This window comes from Thalassorhabdomicrobium marinisediminis, from assembly GCF_003072065.1.
Taxonomy (GTDB): Bacteria; Pseudomonadota; Alphaproteobacteria; order Rhodobacterales; family Rhodobacteraceae; genus Octadecabacter; species Octadecabacter marinisediminis.
Window position 1 is genome coordinate 179293 of the sequence record NZ_QCYG01000007.1, and the last position, 21921, is coordinate 201213.

General features: G+C 65.4%; 21 protein-coding genes. 9 read left to right on the forward strand and 12 right to left on the reverse strand.

Translation table 11 applies throughout. From position 1 onward, the window contains the following. Positions 1-7: 7 nt before the first annotated feature. The 4 genes from DC363_RS12210 to pyrH all read right to left on the reverse strand — a co-directional run bounded on the left by DC363_RS12210 (position 8) and on the right by pyrH (position 3230). Positions 8-811, reverse strand: coding sequence for a phosphatidate cytidylyltransferase (locus DC363_RS12210; protein WP_108641441.1), 804 nt, complete (start codon positions 809-811; stop codon positions 8-10). A 1-nt stretch (position 812) separates the two neighbouring features. Then, positions 813-1559 (reverse strand): polyprenyl diphosphate synthase, encoded by a 747-nt coding sequence (uppS, locus tag DC363_RS12215; protein WP_108641442.1) that lies wholly within the window; start codon positions 1557-1559, stop codon positions 813-815. Positions 1560-1794: 235 nt separating this feature from the next. Beyond that, positions 1795-2358: a ribosome recycling factor gene (gene frr / locus DC363_RS12220; RefSeq protein ID WP_108641443.1), complete on the reverse strand. Its 564-nt coding sequence runs from the start codon at positions 2356-2358 to the stop codon at positions 1795-1797. Between the two features lie 146 nt (positions 2359-2504). Further along, the gene (gene pyrH, locus DC363_RS12225) at positions 2505-3230 is read right to left on the reverse strand and encodes a UMP kinase (protein WP_108641444.1); all 726 of its coding nucleotides are present in this window, start codon (positions 3228-3230) and stop codon (positions 2505-2507) included. Positions 3231-3290: 60 nt separating this feature from the next. Here pyrH and miaA point away from each other — a divergent pair, with 60 nt between their 5' ends. The 4 genes from miaA to ssb all read left to right on the forward strand — a co-directional run bounded on the left by miaA (position 3291) and on the right by ssb (position 7543). Beyond that, positions 3291-4181: a tRNA (adenosine(37)-N6)-dimethylallyltransferase MiaA gene (gene miaA, locus DC363_RS12230; protein ID WP_241962993.1), complete on the forward strand. Its 891-nt coding sequence runs from the start codon at positions 3291-3293 to the stop codon at positions 4179-4181. A 75-nt stretch (positions 4182-4256) separates the two neighbouring features. Next, positions 4257-5102, forward strand: a complete 846-nt coding sequence (locus DC363_RS12235; protein WP_108641445.1) for a helix-turn-helix transcriptional regulator — start codon at positions 4257-4259, stop codon at positions 5100-5102. A 141-nt stretch (positions 5103-5243) separates the two neighbouring features. Next, a complete protein-coding gene (locus DC363_RS12240; RefSeq protein ID WP_108641446.1) occupies positions 5244-6932 on the forward strand; it encodes an ABC transporter substrate-binding protein in 1689 nt (562 codons plus the stop codon). 101 nt (positions 6933-7033) lie between these two features. After that, on the forward strand, positions 7034-7543 hold the full coding sequence (ssb, locus tag DC363_RS12245; RefSeq protein ID WP_108641447.1) for a single-stranded DNA-binding protein: 510 nt from the start codon (positions 7034-7036) through the stop codon (positions 7541-7543). Positions 7544-7734: 191 nt separating this feature from the next. Here the strand turns inward: ssb and aroB are convergent, their stop codons facing one another. Further along, on the reverse strand, positions 7735-8880 hold the full coding sequence (gene aroB, locus DC363_RS12250; protein ID WP_108641448.1) for a 3-dehydroquinate synthase: 1146 nt from the start codon (positions 8878-8880) through the stop codon (positions 7735-7737). Next, entirely contained in the window at positions 8877-9458 is a 582-nt protein-coding gene (locus DC363_RS12255; protein ID WP_108641449.1) for a shikimate kinase, read from the reverse strand. The genes aroB and DC363_RS12255 overlap by 4 nt, the downstream gene beginning before the upstream one ends. 221 nt (positions 9459-9679) lie before the next feature. On the opposite strand from DC363_RS12255, the gene DC363_RS16975 reads away from it, so the two are divergent. The 4 genes from DC363_RS16975 to DC363_RS12270 all read left to right on the forward strand — a co-directional run bounded on the left by DC363_RS16975 (position 9680) and on the right by DC363_RS12270 (position 13676). Beyond that, a complete protein-coding gene (locus tag DC363_RS16975) occupies positions 9680-9820 on the forward strand; it encodes a hypothetical protein (protein ID WP_196778422.1) in 141 nt (46 codons plus the stop codon). Next, positions 9820-11370: a hypothetical protein gene (locus DC363_RS12260; RefSeq protein ID WP_108641450.1), complete on the forward strand. Its 1551-nt coding sequence runs from the start codon at positions 9820-9822 to the stop codon at positions 11368-11370. The genes DC363_RS16975 and DC363_RS12260 overlap by 1 nt, the downstream gene beginning before the upstream one ends. After that, a complete protein-coding gene (locus DC363_RS12265; RefSeq protein ID WP_108641451.1) occupies positions 11367-12305 on the forward strand; it encodes a site-specific tyrosine recombinase XerD in 939 nt (312 codons plus the stop codon). Before DC363_RS12260 ends, DC363_RS12265 begins: the two co-directional genes overlap by 4 nt. Before the next feature lie 78 nt (positions 12306-12383). After that, positions 12384-13676, forward strand: coding sequence for an HlyC/CorC family transporter (locus DC363_RS12270; RefSeq protein WP_108641452.1), 1293 nt, complete (start codon positions 12384-12386; stop codon positions 13674-13676). On the opposite strand, the gene DC363_RS12275 is transcribed toward DC363_RS12270, so the two are convergent. Then, positions 13673-14614 (reverse strand): hypothetical protein, encoded by a 942-nt coding sequence (locus tag DC363_RS12275; RefSeq protein ID WP_108641453.1) that lies wholly within the window; start codon positions 14612-14614, stop codon positions 13673-13675. The two genes, DC363_RS12270 and DC363_RS12275, sit on opposite strands and share 4 nt — an antisense overlap. Continuing rightward, positions 14611-16146 (reverse strand): helicase HerA-like domain-containing protein, encoded by a 1536-nt coding sequence (locus DC363_RS12280; protein WP_108641454.1) that lies wholly within the window; start codon positions 16144-16146, stop codon positions 14611-14613. The genes DC363_RS12275 and DC363_RS12280 overlap by 4 nt, the downstream gene beginning before the upstream one ends. Positions 16147-16643: 497 nt before the next feature. Here DC363_RS12280 and DC363_RS12285 point away from each other — a divergent pair, with 497 nt between their 5' ends. Then, positions 16644-17354: an invasion associated locus B family protein gene (locus tag DC363_RS12285; RefSeq protein ID WP_108641455.1), complete on the forward strand. Its 711-nt coding sequence runs from the start codon at positions 16644-16646 to the stop codon at positions 17352-17354. A 62-nt stretch (positions 17355-17416) separates the two neighbouring features. Here the strand turns inward: DC363_RS12285 and DC363_RS12290 are convergent, their stop codons facing one another. From DC363_RS12290 to DC363_RS12305, 4 genes are all read right to left on the reverse strand, one after another. After that, positions 17417-18625, reverse strand: coding sequence for a beta-ketoacyl-[acyl-carrier-protein] synthase family protein (locus DC363_RS12290; RefSeq protein WP_108641456.1), 1209 nt, complete (start codon positions 18623-18625; stop codon positions 17417-17419). Then, the gene (locus tag DC363_RS12295) at positions 18622-18879 is read right to left on the reverse strand and encodes an acyl carrier protein (protein ID WP_108641457.1); all 258 of its coding nucleotides are present in this window, start codon (positions 18877-18879) and stop codon (positions 18622-18624) included. Before DC363_RS12295 ends, DC363_RS12290 begins: the two co-directional genes overlap by 4 nt. 67 nt (positions 18880-18946) lie before the next feature. Then, positions 18947-19993 carry a UDP-3-O-(3-hydroxymyristoyl)glucosamine N-acyltransferase gene (locus tag DC363_RS12300; protein WP_108641458.1) on the reverse strand — a complete coding sequence of 349 codons (1047 nt, stop codon included), beginning with the start codon at positions 19991-19993 and terminating at the stop codon, positions 18947-18949. A gap of 24 nt (positions 19994-20017) precedes the next feature. Continuing rightward, complete coding sequence (locus DC363_RS12305; protein WP_108641459.1) at positions 20018-21625, reverse strand: L,D-transpeptidase family protein; 1608 nt, start codon at positions 21623-21625, stop codon at positions 20018-20020. Positions 21626-21921 lie beyond the last annotated feature (296 nt).

Consider the following 21921-nt stretch of genomic DNA (forward strand, 5'->3'; position numbering starts at 1 on the left):
CCGGTCATCAGAAGGCAACGCCGGGCACGTTGAAGGTCTGCGCCACGAAAAGCATGAACAAGGCCGCACCCAGCAGCGCGTCGAAGCGGTCAAACAGCCCGCCGTGGCCGGGGATCAGGGTCGAGCTGTCCTTGACCCCCTGCCGCCGTTTCAGCGCGCTTTCGGCGATGTCGCCCATCTGGCCCGCGAAACTGATGACCACGGAAATCACGATGATCGTCCAGTTGGCATTGGTGAAGGACATGAAAATAGCGCCGACAAGGGCTGCGCCGACCCAGCCGCCAATGGTCCCGCTCCAGGTCTTTTTCGGGCTGACCGCAGGCCAGAATTTCGGCCCGCCAATGGATTTGCCTGCGAAATAACCGGCAATGTCGGTCACCACCACGATGGAGACCAGCCAGATCAGCCAGGTGAAGCCGTAGTCGATGCGGAAATGCACCAGCCCGTAGCCGGCGATCTGCACCGCCAGCGCGAAGATGAAAAAGGTCACCCGTTCCCGTTTGAGCACCAGCGCGCCGATGATCGGCACCACAAGGAACAGCAGCACGAATTCCGTATCCAGCGCCGCGCCGAAGACCTGCGCCGACAGGATCGAAGCCACCGCCGCCGCCAGCAGCATCCCCGACGTCGGAGAGGCCCCGCGGATCATGATCCAGCATTCCCAGACCATCACGGCGGTCACGAATACGGCGAGCATCTGGAACCAGACGCCGCCCAGAATGATCGCGCCCACGCCCACGGCGGCCATCGCCGCGCCCGAGGCCAGACGGACCTTCAAATCGTCCCAGTTGCCGCGTGTCTCAAGGGCCATGCTAGACCGTCACCGCGCCGAACCGGCGATCCCGCGCCTTGAACCCCGCCAGCACACGGCCGAAGACCTCGGCGGTGAAATCGGGCCAGAGCGTGTCGATGAATTCATATTCCGCATAGGCCGATTGCCAGAGCAGGAAGTTCGAAATCCGCGCCTCGCCGCTGGTGCGGATCACCAGATCGGGGTCGGGCAGCAGGCAGGTGTCGAGGTATTTTGGCAAGGTCTCTTCGTTGATGTCCTTGGGCGCCAGCCGCCCCTGCGCCACGTCATAGGCCAGCCGCTTGGTGGCGCGGGCGATTTCGTCCTGACCGCCGTAGTTGAGCGCAATGGTCAGGTGCACCTTGTCGTTGCCAGCGGTCAGAAGCTCAAGCTCGTCCATCAGGTTGACCAGCTTGCCGTCAAGCCGCACGCGGTCGCCGATGAAGCGCACGCGCACGCCGCGCGCCAGCAGGTCGCGGGCCTCGCGCTGGATGTAGCGGCGGAACAGCTTCATCAACCCGGCGACCTCGGTCTGGGTGCGTTTCCAGTTCTCGGTCGAAAAGGCGAAGATTGTCAGATACTTGACGCCCACGTCCGGGCAGGCTTCGACGATCTCGCGCACCCGTTTGGCGCCCGCATGATGCCCGAAAAGCCGTGGCCGCCCGCGCATCTGTGCCCAGCGGCCGTTGCCATCCATGATGATCGCCACGTGTTCCGGCCCTGTTGTCGGCTCTGTGACCTTAGATGTCTTTGTCTTGTCTCTGGCCATACTCCGGCCCCCGCTTCACTCGTTTCAACCGCGCCCCGCCCGACGCGGAGCTTGCGCCCTTTGACCCGCCGAAAAGGTCCACTGGACCTTTTCCAAGTTGGCGGGTTCATCCGGGGCTTCGCCCTTTGACCCGCCGAAAAGGTCCACTGGACCTTTTCAAAGATGGCGGGTTCATCCGGGGCTTCGCCCTTTGACCCGCCGAAAAGGTCCACTGGACCTTTTCAAAGATGGCGGGTCAAACCTGCATGATCTCGGCTTGTTTGGTTTCGAGCTGGTCGTCCACCCGCTTGATGAAAGTATCGGTCAGGTCCTGCACCTCGGTTTCCCAGAACTTCTGGTCGTCCTCGGACATGCCGTCGGCCTTGGCCTTCTTGATCTGGTCCATCCCGTCACGGCGCACGTTGCGGATACTGACGCGGGCGTTCTCGGCATAGGTGCCGGCCACCTTCGTCAGCTCACGCCGCCGCTCTTCGTTGAGCTCGGGAATCGGCAGCATGATGATCGTGCCGTTGAGCTGCGGGTTGATGCCCAGCCCGCTTTCGCGGATGGCTTTTTCGACCTTGCCCACAAGGCTCTTGTCCCAGACGTTGATCGTGACCATGCGCGGCTCGGGGACGTTGACCGTGCCAACCTGGTTGATCGGGGTGAGCGAGCCGTAGGCGTCGACCATCACCGGCTCAAGCATGGAGGCCGAGGCCCGCCCGGTCCGCAAGGAGGCGAACTCGGTCCGCAGGTTGGCGATCGCACCCTCCATACGGCGCTGCAAATCGTCGGTATCTAGAATGAAATCATCTGACATAGTGCTGCTCTTCTTGACTGGTTTGGCCCCATATACCTGCAACGCACCGCGTTTGTATAGAAGCCGTGGCAAATTGTGCCCCGCAGGCTGTCCCGCAGGGCGCACCCACGGGGCGAAGTCGCTGTGTGACGGGCAGCCGGTGCGGCCTAGTCGCGCACCGTGGTCGAGGTGCCCGAGCCGTCGAGGATGCCCTTGAACCCGCCTTCGTCATCAAGGCTGAACACCACGATCGGCAGGGAGTTTTCCCGCGCAAGGGCGATGGCGCTGGCGTCCATCACGCCAAGGTGCTGGGCCAGAACCTCATCATAGGTGATCGTCTCGTAGCGCACGGCGTCGGGGAACTTCGCGGGATCCTTGTCATAGACGCCATCGACCTTGGTGCCCTTGAAGATCGCCTCACACGACATCTCGGAGGCGCGCAGCGTGGCGGCAGTGTCGGTGGTGAAATAGGGGTTGCCGGTGCCCGCAGCGAAGATGCAGATCCGCTTCTTCTCAAGGTGGCGCACGGCGCGGCGGCGGATGTAGGGTTCGGCCACCTCGTTCATGGTGATCGCGGAAATCACCCGCGTGTGGATGTCGAGCCCTTCGAGCGCCGACTGCATCGCCAGCGCGTTCATCACCGTGGCAAGCATGCCCATGTAATCGGCGGTTGTCCGCTCCATCCCCTGCGCCGAGCCCTGTAGCCCGCGAAAGATGTTGCCGCCGCCGATCACCATGCAGATCTCGACGCCCAGCTTGTGCACGCTCTGCACCTCGCGGGCGATGCGTTCGACCGTCGGTGGATGCAGCCCGAACCCCTGATCGCCCATCAAAGCCTCACCCGAAATTTTCAGCATGACCCTTTTATAGGCGACGGATTCGGTCTCTGACATTGTGGGCCCCTAAGCTGCTTTGCGTTCGCCGCAAAATGTCGCAAAAGGGGCCAAGGTGCAATGGGACATGTGATGCTTGACCTCAGGACAATCGACCCCGGCAAACCGGTGCTGATCTTCGGGCCGACCGCCTCGGGCAAGTCGGCGCTGGCGCTGCGGATCGCTGTGGCGCAGGGACGCGCGGTGGTGAACGCCGACGCGCTGCAGGTCTATCGCGGCTGGCCGATCCTGACCGCGCAACCGCCCGAGGAGGACCGCGCGCAGGTGCCGCATCACCTCTATGGGCACCTGCCCGTGGATGCGCCCTATTCCGTGGGCGACTGGCTGCGCGACGTGGCCCCGTTTCTGGGCGCGGGCAATCCGGTGATCGTCGGCGGCACGGGGCTTTATTTCACCGCGCTGACCGAGGGGCTGGCCGAGATCCCGGCGACCCCGCCCGAGGTGCGCACAAGGGCGGATGCGATGCCCCTGCCCGATCTGGTTGCCGCCCTTGACGGCACCACCCGCGGGGCCATTGACCTCAACAACCGCGCCCGGGTGCAGCGCGCGTGGGAGGTGCAGGCCAGCACCGGGCGCAGCATCACCGATTGGCAGGCCGCGACCCCGCCGCCGCTGCTTCCGCTGGAGCGCTGCACCCCGCTGGCGCTGTCGCCGCAGGTGGACTGGCTGAATGCGCGGATCGCGGCGCGGTTCGACCTGATGCTCGCCGCCGGAGCACAGGCCGAGGCCCGTGCGATGGAGCCGACATGGGACCCGGCCGCCCCTGCCTCCAAGGCCATCGGCGCGCGCGAGATGATCGATCTGGTGCGCGGAGAGGCCACGCTCGATTCGGTCCGAGAGGCCGTGATCGTCGCTTCGCGGCAATACGCCAAGCGGCAGCGGACGTGGCTGCGGTCCCGTATGAAGCGGTGGCGGATCGTGCCGCTACCAGATGTGGACGCTGACACATAAACGATTTATTTTCGTTGATTTGCAGCCTCTTGCCCGCAAAACTTGTCCCAATCGAACCTGAACGGGACACGCGCCATGACCTTGGATTCACCCCACCGGCTGACCCTGACACCCATCGCCCAGACCCGAACCCAGAGCCGTTGGCGGTTCGAGGCGATGCGCGCCCACAGCGCCCCGCGGCTGATCTTCATCGCCCGTGGGCAAGGCCGCATCACCGTGGCGGGGCTGACGGCCGGCTATGGCGCCAACAACCTGATTTACGTGCCCGCCCGGGTGATGCACGGCCTTGAGGTCGGCCCGACGGTCTTTGGCCAGATGCTGACCATTCCCGCGGCGATGGCCAGCGACTGGCCGGATGCGCCGGTGCATCTGCGCCTGCGGGACGTGCCCGTGCAAAAGCAGTTGGCCGGGCATCTGGATGCGCTCGAGCGTGAGCTTTCCTCGGACCTGCCGGGCCACGACCGCGCGGCGCTTTATCAACTGGGCTTGCTTTCGATCTTCTTCGACCGCCAGATGCAGGCCCGCCCGGCCGAAGCGGTCGATCGGCGCGCGGACACGGCTGCGGCGCGCCTCGTGGCTGCTTATACGGACCTGATCGAACGGGATTTTCGCAGCGCGCAGGGCGTGGCGGCGTATGCAGCGCAGCTAGGCGTGACACCCACACACCTCACACGCTGTTGCAAGGCGACCTGCGGGAAATCGGCCCTGCGTCTGCTCAATGACCGCGTGCTCCATGAAGCGCGCGTGATGTTGCGCGACAGCAAGACGCCAGTGAACCGCATCGCCGCCGGGCTTGGCTTCGGCTCGGCCGCCTATTTCACCCGTGCCTTCCAGTCGCGCACCGGGCTGACCCCGAGCGCCTTTCGCAGCCGCGAGGGAGGCGCACCCGGTTTTGAGGCCCGAAGTCTCACAAACCCGTAAAGGCGCGGCTTTCCGGTTGCCGCCTGCCAGCGGCCATGCCAACCTTTGCCGCAACGCGCGACTTCGATCTCGCGGCCATTGACGGTTTGCACGACGGGCTACATCCGCTCCACCGGAGGGCCGTCTTTTGGGGGAACAGGAATGAGCATCACAGCGCCCGGCACAGGGCCCTTGCACCCGGCCATCGCCACCTGTCTTGCGGATGCGACCGCGGGCAAGATCTCACGGCGCGAGTTTCTTACCCGGGCGACGGCTTTGGGCGCGAGCAGTCTGGCCGCCTACGGGTTGCTCGGCCTGCCCCGGCCCGCCGCAGCCGCGACCCCGCTTCGGGGCGGCACCCTGCGGATGCAGATGGAGGTGCGCGCCCTGAAAGACCCCCGCGCCTTCGACTGGACGCAGATGGCCTATATCACCGCCGGATGGCTGGAATATCTGGTGGAATACAACTCCGACGGCACCTTTGAGCCGATGCTGCTTTCGGGATGGGAGGTTAACGACAACGCCACCGAATACACGTTGAACGTGCGACAGGGCGTGACCTGGAACAGCGGCGATCCGTTCACCGCCGAGGATGTGGCGCGGGTGCTGAGCGACTGGTGCGACACCCACGCGCCGGGCAATTCCATGGCGGGGCGCTTCGCCGCGCTGATCGACCCCGAAAGCGGCCGCGCCCGCGCCGGTGCCATCGAGGTTGCCGACCGTCACACGGTCATGCTGCACCTGCCCGCCCCCGACATTACGCTGATTGCGGGCATGTCCGACTATCCGGCGGCGATCTATCACAGCTCTATCGACCGCGACGATCCGGCCAGCACCCCCGTCGGCACCGGCCCCTACCTGCCCGAGGCGGTCGAACCGGGCCAGCGTGCGGTGCTGGTGCGCAACGAGGATCACGACTGGTGGGGCTACGACGCTGGCAAGGGCGCCTACCTCGACCGGATCGAATACCTCGATTACGGCACCGATCCGTCCTCATGGATCGCCGCAGCGGCCGCTGACGAGGTCGACATGCTTTATGAGACCGTGGGCGAATTCGTCGAGGTGGCCGAGAGCATCGGGCTGGAAGGCTCGGAAGTGGCCTCGGGGGCGACCATCGTGATCCGCCCCAACCAGACCGCCGAGGTGGATGGAATCCGCCCCTATGCGGACGTGCGCGTGCGCCGGGCCATCGCCATGGCGGTCAGCAATGAGGTCTGCCTTGAGCTGGGCTACGCCGACCGGGGCCGCGTCGCGCGCAACCAGCACGTGGGGCCGATGCATCCCGAATATGCCGATGTGCCGAAGATCGACCATGACCCGGCGGCGGCGCTGGCCCTGCTGGAAGAGGCCGGGATGGCGAGCTTCGAGATGGAGATCACCTCGATCGATGACGACTGGCGCCGGAACACCACCGATGCCGTCGCCGCACAACTGCGCGACGCGGGATTCACCGTCAAACGCACCATCGTTCCCAGTGCGACCTACCGCGCCAACTGGAAGGACTATGCGTTTTCCTCGACCAACTGGAACCACCGCCCGCTGGGCACCCAGATCCTGAGCCTGGCCTATCGCAGCGGCGCGCCCTGGAACGAGTTCGGCTACAGCAACCCCGAGTTCGACGCCCTGCTGGATGAGGCGAACGCCATCGCGGACGCAGACAAGCGGCGCGAGGTCATGGCGAAAATCCAGACAATCCTGACCGAGGACGCAGTCACGCTGCAGCCCTATTGGCGGCTGCTCTACCGGCATGCGAAACCGGGCTTTACCGGCTGGGATATGCACATCGCCTACCTTCCGCAAATCTACAAGATCGGCCGAACGACGCCCCAGGACGCAGGCCGCGACGAATAAGCGGCGCACAGCACCCCCGGCCCCCAATCACCCTTTCCGCCAAAGGCCCGCTGCTGTAACAGGGATCAAATCAAACGCAGGAATCGACAGGAGACGCCACAATGGCAGGTTCACTCAACAAGGTCATGATCATCGGGAACCTGGGGCGCGACCCGGAAGTGCGCAGCTTCCAGAACGGCGGCAAGGTCTGCAACCTGCGGATCGCCACCTCGGAAAGCTGGAAAGACAAGAACACTGGTGAGCGGCGCGAAAAAACCGAATGGCATTCCGTCGCGATTTTTTCCGAGCCCTTGGTGCGCGTAGCCGAGAATTATCTGCGCAAGGGCTCCAAGGTCTATATCGAAGGTCAGCTTGAGACTCGTAAATGGCAAGATCAATCCGGTCAGGACCGCTACTCCACCGAGGTCGTGCTGCGCCCCTTCCGGAGCGAGTTGACCATGCTCGACGGTCGTGACGGCGGCGGTGGCGGCGGCGGCCAGCCCGGCGGCTACGGCGATCAGGGCGGCTACGGTGGTGGCAGCGGCGGCGGCTACGGCGGTGGCGATCAGGGCGGCGGCTACGGCGGCGGGCAAGGTGGCGGCGGTGGCATGGACGACGAAATCCCGTTCTAAGCCACCCATCGACCAACAGTCCAACGGGGTCAGGTCCAGCCTGGCCCCGTTTCCATATCCGCCCACAAGGCACCGAACCACGCCAGCAAGCCTGCCCCGCCCCCCGCTTCTCTGGTTCCCAAATACCTGAAAGCGCGCCGCAGGCGCGCTTGTCGGATGGGCAAGGCCCATCCGATCCGCACCACCCGACCTCAGGCCCCGCGCAAGGCGTCGCGCAGAACCTGCAACACTTGGTCTTGCGGCACATCCGAGGCCACGAACGCCGCGCCAATCCCCCGTGCGAGGATGAACCGGAGCTGCCCATCCACCACCTTCTTGTCCTGCGCCATAAGCGCCAGCAGCGCCTCGGCGTCCGGCAGCTCTCCGGCGATGTCCGTGGGGTCGGTCTTCATCCCCATGGCCGTCAGATGCGCCCGCACGCGGCTCGGCTCTTCCTGACTGCACAGCCCCAGACGCGCGGACAGCTCGAAGGCCAGCGCACAGCCGATGGCGACGCCCTCTCCGTGCAACAGGCGGTCGGAATAGCCGGTCGCGGCCTCGAGCGCGTGACAGAAAGTATGGCCGAGGTTCAGCAGCGCGCGGTCGCCCTGTTCGGTCTCGTCCCGCGCGACGATGTCGGCCTTCATCTGCACCGAACGGCGCACCGCTTCAATGCGCAGATCAACGTCGCCCGCCGCAAGCTGCGGCCCGCGCGCCTCAAGCCATTCGAAGAAATCCGCGTCCCCCAGAAGCCCGTATTTCACCACCTCGCCATAGCCCGACAGAAAATCCCGCGCGGTGAGCGTGCCGAGCAGCGCCACATCGGCCAGCACCAGCGTGGGCTGGTGGAACGCGCCGATCAGGTTCTTGCCCGCCGGAGAGTTGATCCCCGTCTTGCCGCCCACGGAACTGTCCACTTGTGCCAGAAGCGAGGTCGGGATTTGCACGAAACGCACGCCGCGCCGCACGGTGGCGGCGGCGAATCCCACCAGATCGCCGATCACGCCGCCGCCGAAGGCCACGACGACATCGCCGCGTTCAACCTTCTGCGCCAGAAGCCATTCGACGGTCTGTTCCAGATAGCGCCAGCTTTTCGTGGCCTCTCCGGGCGGCAGGACCAGCGCCTCCGAGGCGATGCCCGCCGTCGTCAACCCGGCCTGCAAAGCCTCCAGGTGCAGGCCCGCGACGGTCGCCTCGGTGACGATCACCACCCGCTGGCGGGACAAGAAAGGCGCGATCCGTGCGCCCGCGTCGGCCAGCAACCCGTGGCCGATCTGCACCTCATAGGCGCGGCCGGGCAGGTCCACGGCGACGGTCACGGCGCGGGGCGCCGCGATTCGGGTTTCGGTTCGGCTCATGTCTCAGGCTCCAGCACATCGGGGCGGGTGGCAAGCACCTCAAGCACCGCATCGGTCATCTCGTCAATGGAATAGGCGGGGTCGGCCAGCACGCGCAGCTCGGCCTTGGCATAGATCGGCGCGCGGGCCGTGAAAATCTCGGCCAGCGTTGCGCGCGGGTTGGCCGTGCGCAGCAGCGGGCGGGTGTCCTTGTGGCGCACCCGTTCCCAGAGCAGATCAAGGTCCGCATCCAGCAACACGGCAACGCCGCGCGCGGAAATGACCGCGCGGTTGCGCTCGGCCAGATAGGCCCCGCCGCCAGTGGACAGCACGCAAGGCTCGGATTTGAGCAGACGGGCGATCACCTCGGCCTCGCGGTCGCGAAAGAAAGGCTCACCGTCGCGGGCGAAGATTTCGCCGATGGTGGCATTGGCGGCGGCCTCGATCTCGGCGTCGGAATCGATGTAGGCCACACCAAGCCGCTGCGCCAAACAGCGCCCGATGGCGGTCTTGCCCGATCCCATCATCCCCACCAGCACGACCGTGCGGTGCAGCACATAGCCCGCCGCCCCCTGTTGCCCCTCTGTCCGCTCGGCCATTGCCGCCCCCGTTCCGCCCGTTCTGTCCCGTTTCGCCCCGATTCATCGCGCGGCACCGCTGTGGTATCGGCCACACCCCGCCGAGTGGAAAATTTTCCGCAAGCGGTGGCGTGATCTTGCCTAAAGGGACATATATAACCGATGGACAAGCGGCAATAAGGCCGCGCATCCGTGGCGCGATAAATACAGGCGAAGGTGGGGCAGACGATATGTGGCGGTTGATGAAGTTTCTTTTTGTGGTGGCGGTGCTTGCGGTCATCGGGTTCATCGCGTTCGCCTATGTTGGGCCGATTTTCATGCCCGAGGATTTCGCAGCCCCCGTGCAAGAGGTCGTCAAGCCGGTCACGCTGGGGACAGACTGATGATCCGGTCCGGCGCTGTCGCGTCCTTTCTGATCCTGTGCACTGCTCCGGCTTTCGCCCAGACGGAGGAGGAGCGCCCCCTGTCGGCCATCGACTGGCTGTCGGAAAGCGTTGAGCAGCCCGAGGTTCTGGTCATCAGCCCGCGCGGCGCGACCCAGCCGAACCGCGTCCCCGACGCGGATGAGGCGCCGGTCACCGAGGATGCAACATCGCCCGATGTGGATGTGCGCCCCTTGGGTGGCCCCGCGCCACGGGCGATCGGGTTGCTGGGGTCGGCCACCACCGGCCTGCCCGACGCGCTTTGGGAAAACAGCGAGCCTGAGGTGCTCGCCAATCTGCTTTTGGCACAGGACATCGACACCCTGCCCGCCCTGCAAGAGTTGATCGCCACGCTCGCGCTGGCGCGCGCCAACCCGCCGCGGCTGGCGCCCGAAGCGCAGACTTTCCTGCAGGCGCGGATCGACAAACTGCTGGACCTCGGCGCGCTGGAAGCGGCGCAGGCCCTGCTTGAGGCCGCAGGCCCCGACAGCCCCGAGATGTTCCGCCGCTGGTTCGATGTCTCGCTGCTGACCGGGACCGAGAACGCGGCGTGCCGTGCGCTGTCAGACACGCCCCACATCGCCCCGACCCCTGCGGCGCAGATCTTCTGCCTTGCACGGCGGGGGGATTGGCCGGCGGCGGCGCTGACGCTCAACACCGGTCTGGCGCTGGGCGACATCGACACGGCGACCGGCGATCTGCTGACCCGCTTTCTTGATCCGGACCTGTTCGATGCCGAGGATGCGCTGGTGCAACCGGACCCGATGACGCCGCTGACCTTCCGCATGTTCGAAGCCATCGGAGAGCCCTTGCCGACGCAGGGTTTGCATCGTGCTTTTGCCCATGCGGACCTGCGCCCGAACGTGGGCTGGAAGGCCCAGCTTGAGGCGGCCGAACGGCTCGCCCGCGCCGGGGCCATCGCGCCCAACACGCTTGTGGGGCTTTACACCAAGCGCCAGCCTGCCGCCTCGGGCGGGGTCTGGGAACGCACCCGTGCGGTGGCCGCGCTTGACGGCGCGCTCACCGCCAACCGCGATCCGGCTGATGCCGTCGCCACCCTGTGGGAGGAAGCGACCGACGTGGGCGTGATCGTTCCGCTTGCGCAATACTACGGGCCGCGCGTGCTCGCCGCCGACCCTGCCCCCGATGTGGATGTGTTCCGGCTGCTGCTTCTGTCCGAGAAATACGAGGATGCCGCCCTCGTCGAAGGGTTTGCCGCGCTTGATCCGTTTCTGGCCGGCGTCGCGCGGGGTGATCCCGCGGACGCGCGGGCGACCCGTGCGGGCTATGCGCTGGTGCAGTCGGCCTTCGCCGCCGAGCCGCTGCCCGACATGCTGGACATCGCTCGTGACGGCCGCAGCGGAGAGGCGATCCTGAGGACGCTGGCCACGCTGCAACAGGGGATCGACGGCGACGAACAGGCGTTCCGCGCGGGCTTTGCCACCCTGCGCGCGCTGGGGCTTGAGGATTACGCCCGCCGCATCGCCTTGCAATATCTTCTGCTGACATGAGCGCCGCCGACCAGCCCAACAGCCATTGGATACAGGCCTTTCTTGAGGCGCAGGCCGCCGAGCTGGACGCGGCCACCAACACGCAACTGGCCTATGCCCGTGATCTGGCGGCGTTTTCCGACTGGCTGCACGGGCATTTCAAGGATGTGACCCGGTCGCAGGTGGAACGCTTCCTGATCTATTGCGACGCGCAGGGGCTGGCAAAATCCACCCGCGCGCGGCGGCTCTCGGCGATCAAGCAATTGTTCCGCTTCGCCTTTGAGGAAGGCTGGCGCGAGGACAATCCGGCAATCCAGATTTCCGGCCCTGGACGCGACAAACGCCTGCCCAAGACGCTGAGTCACGAGGAGGTGGACGCCTTACTTGCCGCCGCGCGCAACGCGCCGAAAGAGCCGCTGCGGGCGACCTGCCTGATGGAGCTGCTCTATGCCACCGGCATGCGGGTGAGCGAGCTTGTCTCGCTTCCGGTCTCAGCGGCGCGGGGCGATCCGCGCATGTTGCTGGTGCGCGGCAAGGGCGGCAAGGAACGCATGGTGCCGCTGTCGCCCCCTGCCCGCGCGGCAGTGGCCGACTGGCTGGCGGAACGTGACACCCGAGAAGACGCGGCCGTACAAGCCGGCAAGGCGCGGTCGCTGTTCCTTTTCCCGTCCCGCGGCAAGCTGGGCCATCTGACGCGGCAAGCGTTCTTCAATCTGATCAAGGACCTTGCCGTCGCCGCCGGAGTGCCGCCCGCCAAGGTCACGCCGCACACCCTGCGCCACGCTTTCGCGACCCACCTTCTGGCCGGTGGCGCGGACCTGCGCTCGATCCAGACGCTTCTGGGCCATGCGGATGTGGCGACGACGGAAATCTATACCCATGTGCTGGACGCGCGGCTCAAGGACCTCGTGCTTGAGCATCACCCCCTGGCGCAAAGCGGACCCCGTGACGACTGACCAAGGCTTGATCGCCAGCCAAACCCCCTACATAACCGTGCAATGTTTGTGAACGGCCAATGACCAAAGTGACCCCTGATGCTTGATGCTGTGTTCTGGACCACCGCCGGTGCGATCCTGTTTCTTCTTGTGCTTTCGGGCTTCTTTTCCGGCTCGGAAACCGCGCTGACCGCCGCGTCCCGCGGCAAGCTGCGGGCCAATGCGGACAAGGGCGACAAAGGCGCGCAGCGGGCGGTGGATGTGACCGAGGATCAGGAACGGCTGATCGGATCGGTGCTGCTGGGCAACAACCTTGTCAACATTCTGGCCACATCGCTGGCGACGACGCTGTTCCTGCGCCTGTTCGGAGAAAACGGCGTCGCGCTGGCGACGATCATCATGACCACGCTGGTTCTGATCTTCGCCGAGGTGCTGCCCAAGACCTATGCCATCACCAACCCCGAACGGGCGGCCAGCTTCGCCGCGCGGCCCATTTCGATCATCGTGACGATTTTCGCCCCCGTGGTGTCCTTCGTGCGGGTTCTGGTGCGCGGTGTCTTGCGGCTTGTGGGGGTGCAGACCGACCCTGACAGCAACATTCTTGCCGTGCGCGAAGAGATCGCCGGCGCGTTGCAACTGGGCCATTCCGAGGGCGTGGTCGAGAAAGAGGATCGCGACCGCATCCTTGGCGCCCTTGATCTGGCGGAGCGCACTGTGGAAGAGGTGATGCTGCACCGCACCGAGATCGAGATGATCGACGCCGCCCTGCCCGCGGGCGAAATCCTGCGTCTGTGCCTTGAAAGCAGCCACACGCGCCTGCCGCTCTACCGTGACGAGCCCGAAAACATCGTCGGCGTGCTGCATGCCAAGGACCTGTTGCGGGCCATGCACCGGATGCTGGCCGACGGGCGGATCGAGCCCGAGGAGATGGCGGATTTCGACATCCTCACCGTGACGATGAAACCCTATTTCGTGCCCGAGACCACGACCCTTGACGACCAGATGCGCCGCTTTCTGGCGCGCAACACGCACTTTGCGCTGGTGGTGGATGAATACGGCATCCTGCAGGGTCTGATCACGCTTGAGGACATTCTTGAAGAGATCGTGGGCGAGATCACCGACGAGCACGACACCGACGACGACAACGGGCTCGAGATGGAGGAGGACGGCGGCTACCGCGTCGAAGGCTCGATGACGATCCGCGACCTCAACCGCGCCGCCGATTGGGCCCTGCCCGATGACGAGGCGAACACCGTTGCGGGGCTGGTGATCCACGAAGCGCAGATGATCCCGATGGTCGGTCAGGTGTTCAGCTTCCACGGCTTCCGGTTCGAAGTGCTTGCCAAGGAAGAAAACCGCGTGTCCGAACTGAAGATCACGCCCCTGTCCTAAGGGGCTTTCGGGCCGGTCAGGCAACGCAGCGTTGCCCAAGCCAGCACGATAAGCGCCATTGGCCCCACCAGCAGGACATGGATCGCCGCGGATTCGAGCCGCAGATCCCACATGGACAAAAGATGATAGGTGCCGATTGCCGCCACGGGGATCGCGAACGAGGCAGCGTAGCCCGCGGGCGGCACCCGCACCGCCGAGGCGCGCGCCACCATCGGCGCGCCGCGCGTGCCCTGCCCGTCCCGCCGCATCAGCCAAAGCGCCAGTGCCACCAGGACCGGCAACAGCAGGGACATCGGGAAGACCGGCACGAGGATGCCGACCCCATAGGCCAAGGCCGTGAGCGTGGCGAAGACCCAAAACTCGCCCCGCGCGGGGCGAACGGGATACCGCGCCGCCTGATCCAGCAGCAAGTGCCCGCCCGCGAACATCACCCAGCCCGCGAGCATCTGCCGCGCGACCTCGCCCGTGGGCGTCCAGACCCAAGGGCCACCGCCCTCGCCCAGCGACCACATCTCGACGGCGAAACCGCCCAGATAGGCCCCGAGCGCGGCGCAGGCCAGAAGTCCGGTGCCAAAGCTGCGGGTCGCGGTAATCCAGCGGAACGCCCACAGGCCAAGGGCGACCGAGATCACCGCGTGCCAGCCGATGGAGGTCCAGAAAATCGTGAAGGGCACCGCTTCATAAAGCACCGTTACCGGCACGCCTTCGATCAGGAAGCCGAACAGACAGGCCGCCCAGACCCCGCCCGCCCATGTGGCGATGCCGCAGCGGGCCGCGGCGAGCCATGCGGTATAGGCCAGCGGTCCGTAGAACAGAACCAGCGCCAGACTGTGGCCGGTCAGGGTGACCGGATAGAACCACAGTTCGGACAGCGCCGCGAGCACCGCGCCCAAGCCGCCGATGCGCAGCAACGCGGCCAGAAGCGGCGCCGCGCTCACCGCCCCCGGAACAACCCGCCAAGAATGCCGCGCACGATGCGGCGACCGGTGGTGCCCTTGAGCTCTTTGGTGACGGCCGAGGCCAGCGCGCCGCCCCAGCTCTCCGTGGTCGAGCGGCGGCTGGTGGAGCGGGACACCTTGCGGCCGCTATAGCGCCGGGCTTTGCGGAACTCGCGTTCCTCCTGCTCCAGCCGCTCTTCCTCGGCCTCTGCCTCCGCCGCCGCCTTCGCCGCCTCATCAGCACGTTTCGCCAGCATTTCGGCGGCGGATTCGCGGTCAAGGCGGGCGTCATATTTCCCGGCCATGGGCGAGGCCGCCATGATTGCCGCGCGTTCGTCGACGGTGATCGGACCCAGTTGCGACGACGGCGGGCGGATCAGCGTGCGCTCAACGATCCCCGGCACGCCCTTGTCCAAAAGCATCGACGTCACCGCCTCGCCTGTGCCCACCTCGCGGATGGCCTCTGCCGTGTCGAAGTCGGGGTTGGGCCGGTAGGTCTGCGCCGCCTGTTTCAGGGCCTTCTGATCGTTGGCGGTGAAGGCCCGCAGCGCGTGCTGCACACGGTTGCCCAGCTGGCCCAGCACATCCTCGGGCACGTCTGCCGGATGCTGGGTGATGAAATAGACCCCGACGCCCTTGGAGCGGATCAAACGGGCCACCTGTTCGACCTTGTCCACGAGCGCTTTCGGCGCGTCATCGAACAGCAGGTGCGCCTCATCAAAAAAGAACACTAGCTTGGGCTTATCCGGGTTGCCGACCTCGGGCAGTTCCTCGAACAGCTCCGACAAGAGCCACAACAGGAAGGTCGCATAAAGCTTGGGCGACGCCATGAGCCGGTCGGAAGCGAGGATGTTGATCCGCCCGCGCCCGTCAGCCCCGGTGTGGATCATGTCGTGCAGGTCCAGCGCCGGTTCGCCGAACAGCCCGGCGCCGCCCTGATTTTCCAGCACCAGCAATTGCCGCTGGATCGCGCCCACCGAAGACGTGGCCACGTTGCCGTAGCGCAGAGACAGATCGCGGGCGTTCTGGCCGACCCAGACCAGCAGCGCCTGCAGATCCTCAAGATCCAGCAGCGGCAAACCCTCTTCATCGGCGACCCGGAAGGCCACGTTCAACACCCCCTCTTGCGCCTCGGACAGGCCAAGAAGCGAGGACAGCAGCAGCGGCCCCATCTCGGCCACCGTGGTGCGGATCGGGTGGCCCTGTTCGCCCAGAAGGTCCCAGAAGGTGACCGGAAAACTGTCATAGGTCAGATCGAGCCCGATGGTGTTGGCCCGTTTGGTGAAGGCCTCATGCAGCTTGAAGGTCTCCGAGCCCGCCTTGGCCAGCCCGGACAGGTCCCCCTTCACGTCCGACAGGAACACCGGAACGCCCGCCGCGGAGAACCCTTCGGCGAGGATTTGCAGCGTGACGGTCTTGCCGGTGCCCGTCGCCCCGGCGATCAGCCCGTGCCGGTTGGCATATTGGTATTGCAGGGTTTGCGGGTCCGAATAGCCCGGCCCGCCGCCCCCGATGAAAATCCCGTCGCCCATGTGCTTGCCCCGTCGTGAAATTTTTTCTGCGTTCAAAATACATCCTTAACCCTTTCGGGCCAGTATATTCGTATCGGACCGTGGAATGTCCTCCGGCCGGTTCGATATTTCCTCCCTGTCAGACTTGCCGCGCCCCAGATTCGCTCTGCGGCGCGGTTTTTTTGTCGCCGCGTGGGTAAATTTTTCCTTAATTGTCAATGGGAATGCATTGTTTCCGGTCGCAGGTGCTGCGCCCTGTTGACGCATGGCCGTGCGTTTCGTAGCTTCCCCTTAATAAGTCGGACAAGTCCGATAGGGAGAAGTGGAAGAAGGGCCTTTGCGGGCCCTTTTTCTATGGTGCGCCGGGGATGTGACCACGGGTTTACGCCCGCTGCTGGCCGCGGGCGATCGGCAAGCCGTCGCCGAAGTGCGCTTTCACCCTGACAGACCTGCTCCTCCGTGCTACATCAGCGCCAAAGCGCATTCGCGCATGGCAACCGATTGAAATGGAACACCTTATGACGTCACCGAGCACCCCGTTCACCCTTACCCTGTCGGCGCTGGCCCTGTCCGGCCTGCTGATCACCCCCGCCGTCGCGCAAGAGGCAGGCGAAACCGCCCCCGCCACGGAAGAGACGGCCCCGGCAGCCGAGACAGCCGAGGTCGAAGCCCCGGCGGCTGAAGAGACTGAGACGGACGGCGCAACGACCGACGGAACGGAAGCCGCCGAGACCGACGCCGCCGAACCGGCCGAGGCTGCGGATGAAGCGCCCGCCGAACCCCAGCCCGGTCAGCAATACCTCAAGGCCGTGCACAGCGACTGGGCCGAGCGGTGCCTGAAGGTCGAAGAAGGCGAAGACCCCTGCCAGATGTATCAGCTTCTCAATGATGCCGAGGGCAACTCGGTCGCGGAAATCGCCATCGTGGCCCTGCCCGACGCCGGTCAGGCCGTGGCCGGTGCGACCATCGTGGTGCCGCTGGAAACCCTGTTGACCGAGCAGCTTTCCCTGCGCGTGGACAGCGGTCAGGTGCGTAAGTTCCCGTTCAACTTCTGCAACCCCGGCGGCTGCGTGACCCGTCTGGGCCTGACGCAACAGGACGTGAACCAGTTCCGTCGCGGCAATCAGGCGACGCTGACCATGGTGCCCGCCGCAGCCCCGGACCAGTCGGTGACGGTGACCATGTCACTGTCCGGCTTCACCGCCGCCTATGATGCAATTTCCGAATAATCCTTCGGACGGGATAACCTGACGACGCAAGCGCCGCCCCTTTTCGGGGCGGCGTTTTGCGTTCAGGCGGCGGTGAGTGCGATCACCGCGTTGAGGCCGCCAAAGGCGAAGGCGTTGGACAGGGTGGCCGTGACCGTCGCTTCTCGCGCGGTGTTCGGCACCACGTCCAGCGCACATTCCGGGTCCGGTTCCTCATATCCGATGGTGGGGGCCACGATCCCGTCGCGCAGCGCCATGATGCAGGCCAGAAGCTCGACCGCGCCGGTGCCGCCGATCAGATGCCCGTGCATGGACTTCGTGCTCGACATCATCAGCCGGTCCGCATGGGCACCGAAGACATCGGCCACCGCCGCGCATTCGGTCTTGTCATTGGCCGCCGTGCCCGTGCCATGGGCGTTGATATAGCCCACGTCCGAGGGGGCAAGCCGCGCATCCTTGAGCGCACCCGCGATCGCCCGTGCGGCCCCCTGCTTGCTGGGCATGACGATGTCGCTGGCGTCCGATGACATGGCAAAGCCCGCCACTTCGGCCAAAATCTCCGCGCCGCGTTTGAGCGCATGGTCGCGTTCTTCAAACACGAAGACGCCCGCGCCTTCGCCCTGAACCATGCCATTGCGGGTGGCGGAAAACGGGCGGCAAGCGTCCTTGGACATCACGCGCAGCCCTTCCCAGGCCTTCACGCCGCCGAAACAAAGCATCGATTCCGATCCGCCGGTGACCATCACGTCGGCCATGCCGCTGCGGATCAGGGCAAACGCCTGCCCCATGGCGTGATTGGATGAGGCACAGGCCGTGGCGACGGTGAACGTGGGGCCGCGCAGGTTGTATTGCATCGACACATGCGACGCCGCCGCGTTGTTCATCAGCTTGGGCACGATGAAGGGGTGCACGCGGTTCTTCCCCTCTTCATAGACCGCGCGATAATTCTCGTCCTGCGTGTTCAGCCCCCCGCCCGAGGTGCCCAGCACCACGCCGGAGCGGTCGGCCAGATCGCCGGAAAAGCTCAGCCCCGCCGCGTCGATGGCCTGTTTCGCGGCCAGAAGCGTGAACTGGGTGAAACGGTCGTACAGGCTGATCTGCTGGCGATTGAAATGCGCGGCCTCGTCATATCCTGTAACCTGTCCGCCGATCTTGACCGAGAGCCGGTCGACGTCGCGGATGTCCAGCGGACCGATGCCGCAGACACCGTCCTGCATCGCTTGCAGCGTCGTGGGCACGTTATGGCCCAAAGCATTGATCGTGCCCGCGCCGGTGATGACGACCCGTTTCACTTCTGCTCTTTCACAAGCTGTTCGACGGCATCGACGATGCTGCCGACGGTAGAAATGTCGAATTCGCTGGCCTCAGGCTCGTTCGCGTTGAACGGCACCGAGATATCGAACGCCTCTTCGATGGCGAAAATACTCTCCACCAGCCCCAGACTGTCGACGCCAAGCTCGGCCAGCGTGGCGTCACGGGTCACGTCCGACGGGGCGAGCAAGGCCTGTTCGGCAATGATCTCAATAACCTGACGTTCGATGCTCATCTTTTCGGGTTGTCCTGTTGCCTGTCTTTGGGTCCGATGTAATGCGCCGCGCCGTCTTTTGGAACCGCTATTGTCGGGTCAAGCGACGCAACGCCTTCTGCGCGGCGCGGTGTTCGTGGGTCGGCAAGGCCGGATGGCCCGAGACGAAAATCCCGTCCGGCACGTCGGCAAGGATCACCGCCCCGCCGCCTGCGACCACGTCGCGCCCCAGAGTCAGGTTGTCGCCCACGCCGGCCTTGCCGCCAAGGATCACCCGGGCCCCCAGCACCGAAGAGCCGGCCACCGCCGCCTGCGCGCACAGCAGGCAGTCCGGCCCCAGCACGACGTTGTGGCCCACCTGCACAAGGTTGTCGATCTTCACGCCGTTGCTTACGCGCGTGGCGCGGATGGTGCCTGCGTCGATGGTGGAATTGGCGCCAACCTCAACATCGTCGCCGATCTCGACCCCGCCGAGGGAGTGAATGCGGTGCCAGGTTCCGACCGTAGGCTCAAGCGGCGCGCCCCGGCGCTGCCGTATGGCCCGCTCCACGTTACTCGGCCCTTCGGTTGTGAAAGAGAACCCGTCGCCGCCTATCACCACCCCGGGCTGGGCGATGAAACGGTCGCCGATCCGCACGCGGGGGCCGATTTTCACGCCCGCATGCAGGGTCGCATCGTCGCCGATCACCACCTCCGCGCAGATGCTGACATGGGGGGCGACGCGCGCGCCTGCGCCGATCCGCGTGCCCGCGCCGATCACCACGAACGGCCCGATCTGCGCGCCGAGGCCGATGGTGGCGCTGGGATCGATTACCGCGCTGGGGTGGATGCCGGTTGCATGGGCGAAGGCGGGATCGTCGTCCATGGCGCGGGTCAGCCCGGCCATGGCCAAGCGGCCCCGCGGCGCCACGATGGCCCCCTCAAGCCCCAAGTCTGCCAGATCGGCCCCGGCCCAAACCACCGCCGCCCGCGCGCGCGACGCTTTGAGCTGTTCGGCGAACTTCGGGGCCACGGCCAGTGCAAGGTCATCCGCGCCCGCTTCCAGCGGTTCGGCCAGACGCTGCACCTCAAGCGACGCGTCGCCAAGGGTCTCGGCCCCCAGCGACGCAGCAAGTTCTTTCAGGATATACGGCATAAACCCTCCGCCTTTGGCGTAGATTTACCCCTCGACGGCGCGGATCTCCACCCCTTCACCGGCCAGCGCGTTCCAGATCCGCGCGTCGCGGCCGTAAATGTCACGGCGGAAGTTCAGCTCACCGGTCGTGTTTGTGAAAGCCGTGCGGTAAACCAGATGCACGGGCACATGCTCCTCCAGATTGACGCGGGTTTCATTGCCGGAGCGCAGAATCGATTGAAAGTAGCCCTCGGGATCGCTTTCCTGCTTGGCCAGCAGCGCATAGGCGAAATCGAACGGGTCATTGAGACGCACGCAGCCATGGCTGAAAGCACGCACGTTGCGGCCGAACAGCGACTTGGCGGGCGTGTCGTGCAGATAGATGTTGTAGCGGTTCGGGAACATGAACTTGACCAGCCCCAGCGCGTTGCGGCTGCTGGGGGGCTGTCGCATGGAGAACGGGAAGGTGCGGGCGTTGTATTGACGGAAGTTCACCGCGCCACGGTTCACCGGACGGCCCCGGCTGTCGGTCACAAGGATATGGCTCACCGCGTTGCGGTTGCGTTGCAGCGCCGGCAGATATTCGTTCACGATGATCGAACGGGGGACATACCAGCTCGGGTTGATGACCATATGCTCCATCTCGTCCGAGAACTCGGGCGTTTGCCGGTCACTGCTGGTGGCCCCGATCACCGAACGGGTCTGGAAGGTGACAATGTCGTTGTCGATGATCGCGGCGGAATAATCGGTCATGTTGACCCAGATGTGCCGCTCACCGCGCGGCTGGTTCAGCCAGCGTTCGCGCTCCATGGCGACGATCACATGTTGCAAGCGTGTCGTGACGGGAACGTTGAGCTCGTCCAATGTGCTTTCGCCGGCGATGCCGTCCACTTCGAGGCCGTGCGCCTCTTGAAACGCCTGCACCGCCATCGTGATCGCGCCGTCGTAGGTCTGTGTCGCGCTGCGCTCAAGATAGCCCATGGCCACCAGCCGGTCGCGCAAGGCGACCACGGCAGCGCCGGTGTCGCCCGGCTCGAGCTTGCCGCCGGGCACGGTTGGCCCCCAGCCGCCGACGCTCACCAGCCGCTCAAGCCGCAGCTTTTCGCGCAGAAGGCGGGCATATTCCGGCGCGGTGGGCGCAAGGCTGGCCAGATAGGCGGACGGGTTTCCGGATTCGATCCCCTCAAGGTAGCTCAGCGACGAGCGCAGGGGCACTTCGCGCTTGATAGCAGGAATGACGCGACCGGGGGTCAGGATACCGGTCTGCAAAGCGCGGGCGTAGGACAGATAGAGCTCGGAGATTTCCACATCCATCGCGCCCTTGTCCGCCGCCGTCTGCGCAGACTGGATCCGCGCCACGAGCGCATCGGGGTCATAGGTCGCCTCGGGCAGCGCATGGTTTCCGGCGTTGGCGAAGGCGGTCAGCAGGGCATTGCGGCGCAGGCGGGCCTCGTCGCTGGTGCCGGTCCACAGGCCCGCAAAGTTCCGCGCACGGTAGAAGCTGGCCAGATCCTCATCCCGGGCGACCGATTCGGCGACGGCCTGTTTGAAGGCGGTCGTCTGCGCCTGAACGGGCTGGGGCGCGGCAAAAAGGCCGGATACGAGCAGCGCCAGCGCCATGGCACGGGCGAACGGGTAGTGAATCGGCGTCATGAAATCCCCTCTCGGCAACAAATCGCACGCTTTTCAAAGCGTTATTCTTATATGTGGACAGCACTGCCCCACAGTCTAGTCACAAACGCGCCAAGTGGCGATTTGGTTCAGCCCGCGCGATCACAGGCGCGCCACCCCTGACAAATATGCAACATTAACCGAAATCACATAAATTTGCGCAAACTTTCGCCGATTTTGCGGGTCTAATGGAACCAAAACGGAAACCCCCTTGGTGGCCCAAAAATAATATGGCATAGAACCTACACATCTGGGGATGAGATGGCAGAAATCGTCTG

Coding starts and splice junctions, on each gene's coding strand:
- DC363_RS12210 (WP_108641441.1), bottom strand. CDS start 811: ATGGCCCTTGAGACACGCGGCAACTGGGACGATTTGAAGGTCCGTCTG.
- uppS (WP_108641442.1), bottom strand. CDS start 1,559: ATGGCCAGAGACAAGACAAAGACATCTAAGGTCACAGAGCCGACAACA.
- frr (WP_108641443.1), bottom strand. CDS start 2,358: ATGTCAGATGATTTCATTCTAGATACCGACGATTTGCAGCGCCGTATG.
- pyrH (WP_108641444.1), bottom strand. CDS start 3,230: ATGTCAGAGACCGAATCCGTCGCCTATAAAAGGGTCATGCTGAAAATT.
- miaA (WP_241962993.1), top strand. CDS start 3,291: ATGGGACATGTGATGCTTGACCTCAGGACAATCGACCCCGGCAAACCG.
- DC363_RS12235 (WP_108641445.1), top strand. CDS start 4,257: ATGACCTTGGATTCACCCCACCGGCTGACCCTGACACCCATCGCCCAG.
- DC363_RS12240 (WP_108641446.1), top strand. CDS start 5,244: ATGAGCATCACAGCGCCCGGCACAGGGCCCTTGCACCCGGCCATCGCC.
- ssb (WP_108641447.1), top strand. CDS start 7,034: ATGGCAGGTTCACTCAACAAGGTCATGATCATCGGGAACCTGGGGCGC.
- aroB (WP_108641448.1), bottom strand. CDS start 8,880: ATGAGCCGAACCGAAACCCGAATCGCGGCGCCCCGCGCCGTGACCGTC.
- DC363_RS12255 (WP_108641449.1), bottom strand. CDS start 9,458: ATGGCCGAGCGGACAGAGGGGCAACAGGGGGCGGCGGGCTATGTGCTG.
- DC363_RS16975 (WP_196778422.1), top strand. CDS start 9,680: ATGAAGTTTCTTTTTGTGGTGGCGGTGCTTGCGGTCATCGGGTTCATC.
- DC363_RS12260 (WP_108641450.1), top strand. CDS start 9,820: ATGATCCGGTCCGGCGCTGTCGCGTCCTTTCTGATCCTGTGCACTGCT.
- DC363_RS12265 (WP_108641451.1), top strand. CDS start 11,367: ATGAGCGCCGCCGACCAGCCCAACAGCCATTGGATACAGGCCTTTCTT.
- DC363_RS12270 (WP_108641452.1), top strand. CDS start 12,384: ATGCTTGATGCTGTGTTCTGGACCACCGCCGGTGCGATCCTGTTTCTT.
- DC363_RS12280 (WP_108641454.1), bottom strand. CDS start 16,146: ATGGGCGACGGGATTTTCATCGGGGGCGGCGGGCCGGGCTATTCGGAC.
- DC363_RS12285 (WP_108641455.1), top strand. CDS start 16,644: ATGACGTCACCGAGCACCCCGTTCACCCTTACCCTGTCGGCGCTGGCC.
- DC363_RS12295 (WP_108641457.1), bottom strand. CDS start 18,879: ATGAGCATCGAACGTCAGGTTATTGAGATCATTGCCGAACAGGCCTTG.
- DC363_RS12300 (WP_108641458.1), bottom strand. CDS start 19,993: ATGCCGTATATCCTGAAAGAACTTGCTGCGTCGCTGGGGGCCGAGACC.
- DC363_RS12305 (WP_108641459.1), bottom strand. CDS start 21,625: ATGACGCCGATTCACTACCCGTTCGCCCGTGCCATGGCGCTGGCGCTG.